Source organism: Streptomyces sp. RP5T (assembly GCF_003933965.1).
Classification (GTDB): Bacteria; Actinomycetota; Actinomycetes; order Streptomycetales; family Streptomycetaceae; genus Streptomyces.
Genome location: NZ_RSAJ01000896.1, coordinates 1 through 2,409, shown reverse-complemented (window position 1 = coordinate 2,409; position 2,409 = coordinate 1). Strand labels below are relative to the sequence as shown.

Sequence of the window (2,409 nt, the reverse complement as noted above, 5' to 3'; positions counted from 1 at the left end):
ACCCCGTCCCGAACACGAACCCGACCGCGTGAGCGTCCTCCGAAACGCCGTCAGCTGTTTACAGTCGCCCCAGTTCGCGCTACCTTCCGCAACACGTGGAGTGGGAGCGCTCCCATACGGGCGGACCGGAACCCGCCCGGCGGTGCCTCCCACTCCACGGCGACAACACACCCCGCACGGCCCGTACCTCAAGGAACGGACTGGACTGTCATGATCCTGACAAAGTTATCGAGGGTGACCCGTCCCAGAGCCCTCTTCCTGGTCCTCGTCTCCCTCCTGGCCACCATCCCCGCCCTCAGCCTCGTCCTGACGGCAGGCGGCAGGGCCGAGGCCCACGGCACCCCGATGAAGCCCGCCAGCCGCACCTTCCTGTGCTGGCAGGACGCTCTGACCGACACCGGTGAGATCAAGCCCGTCAACCCGGCCTGCAAGAACGCCCAGCAGGTCAGCGGCACCACGCCGTTCTACAACTGGTTCTCCGTGCTCCGCTCGGACGGCGCGGGCCGCACCCGCGGCTTCGTGCCGGACGGCCAGCTGTGCAGCGGCGGCAACACCAACTTCACCGGCTTCAACGCCCCCCGCGACGACTGGCCGCTCACCCACCTGACCGCGGGCAAGACGGTCGACTTCTCCTACAACGCCTGGGCCGCGCACCCGGGTTGGTTCTACGTCTACGTCACCAAGGACGGCTTCGACCCGAAGAAGACCCTCACCTGGGACGACATGGAGGCCCAGCCGTTCCTCAGCGTCGACCACCCGCCCCTCAACGGCAGTCCGGGCACGGTCGAGGCCAACTACTCCTGGACCGGGCAGCTTCCGGCCGACAAGTCCGGCCGCCACATCATCTACATGGTCTGGCAGCGCTCGGACAGCGCGGAGACCTTCTACTCCTGCTCCGACGTCGTCTTCGACGGCGGCAACGGCGAGGTCACCGGCATCCACGAGCCGGGCAACCCGACCGAGCCGGTGCCCGGCACCTGCACGTCCACCCGTAAGACCACCGGGACCTGGAGCGGCGGCTACCAGTCCGAGGTGACCGTCACCAACTCCGGCGACGTCCCGATGCTGGGCTGGATGGTCGACTGGTCCCTGCCGAGCGGGCAGAAGGTCGACAGCCTCTGGAACGGCAACGCGACCTACACCGGCCAGGACGTGATGGTGCACAACGCCAACTGGAACGGCTCACTCAGTCCGGGACAGAGCACGACCTTCGGATACGTCGTCACCGGCGCCGGAGGAGACACGGCCACGGCCCTTCCCTGTCGGGTCGGCTGAGGAACCGTCAGCGATGCGCCGGTCAGGGCGGACTCGCCCAGGTCCGCCCCGATCGGCGGCCGGCTACCGGCTGATGGCCAACACCTTGGACAGCCAGTCGAGTTGGCGGCGCACCTGCACCGCGTCGCCGCCCTCGTGGCCGTTGTACGGGTAGGCGTGGATCTCCTTGCGGGGGTCCGCGCCGCTCAGCTCGCCGTAGCGGTGGAAGGCCGCGTACGCCCCGCTCGGCGGGCACACCGTGTCGCGCAGCCCCGTCCCGAAGTGGGCCGGTGCCGCGGCGCGCCGCGCGAAGGAGACGCCCTCCATGTACGAGAGCGTGCGGTACGCCGGCTCCTCCACCCCCCGGTGCACCGAGAGATAGGCGCCGATCTCCCCGTACGGGCTCGCGTCGGTCAGGTCCAGGGCGCGCCGGATGCCGCACAGGAAGGGCGCGGTGACCAGGACCGCGGCCAGGTCCGGCACCAGCCCCGCGACCGCGAGCGCCAGCCCGCCGCCCTGGCTGTTGCCCACGGCCGCCACGCGTCCGCCGTCCACCCCCGGCAGCGCCCGCACCGCCGTCACCGCGCGCACCGCGTCCGTGATCAGCCGCCGGTAGTGGTAGGTGTACGGGTCGAGCAGGCCCCGTACCGCGGGACCCGGGCCGCCCGGCGCCGCGGTGTGCGGGTCGGGCGTCGCGCCGCCGTTGCCGTACTGGTCGCCCTGGCCGCGGTTGTCCATCAGCAGATGCGCGTACCCGGCGTTCACCCAGGTCAGCCGCTCGTGCGGAAGGCCGCGGCCCCGGCCGTAACCGGCGTACTCGACGACCGCGGGCAGCGGCTCGCGCACTCCGGCGGGTCTGCTGTACCAGGCGCGCACGGGGTCGCCGGCGAAGCCCCGGAAGGTGACGTCCCAGGTCCGTGTCAGCCGCAGTCCGTTCTCCTGCGGACGCACCGACTCCAACACGTCCGTCCGCGCCGCCTCCTTCAGGGTTTCACGCCAGAACTCGTCGAAATCCGGGGGTTCCTGGACTTCGGGACGGTAGTGCTCCAGCTCCGCGGCGGGAAGGTCGAACGCAGGCACAGGGCACCTCGCATGAGTCGGTCCAAGTGGTGAAACTTGCGGAGAACTCCGCGAGTCGGCCCTCCTGTTCTACCC

General features: G+C 70.5%; 2 protein-coding genes. One reads left to right on the top strand and one right to left on the bottom strand.

The window, feature by feature from the left end:
- Positions 1-210: 210 nt before the first annotated feature.
- Positions 211-1,275, top strand: coding sequence for a lytic polysaccharide monooxygenase (locus tag EHS43_RS42615; protein ID WP_185806646.1), 1,065 nt, complete (start codon positions 211-213; stop codon positions 1,273-1,275).
- Positions 1,276-1,338: 63 nt separating this feature from the next.
- Here EHS43_RS42615 and EHS43_RS42610 read toward each other — a convergent pair whose 3' ends face one another.
- Entirely contained in the window at positions 1,339-2,334 is a 996-nt protein-coding gene (locus EHS43_RS42610; RefSeq protein ID WP_125195826.1) for an acetylxylan esterase, read from the bottom strand.
- Between the last annotated feature and the right edge of the window lie 75 nt (positions 2,335-2,409).

Bases quoted from the DNA above. Each gene is read 5' to 3' on its own strand.
- EHS43_RS42615 (WP_185806646.1), top strand. From the start codon at position 211: ATGATCCTGACAAAGTTATCGAGGGTGACCCGTCCCAGAGCCCTCTTC.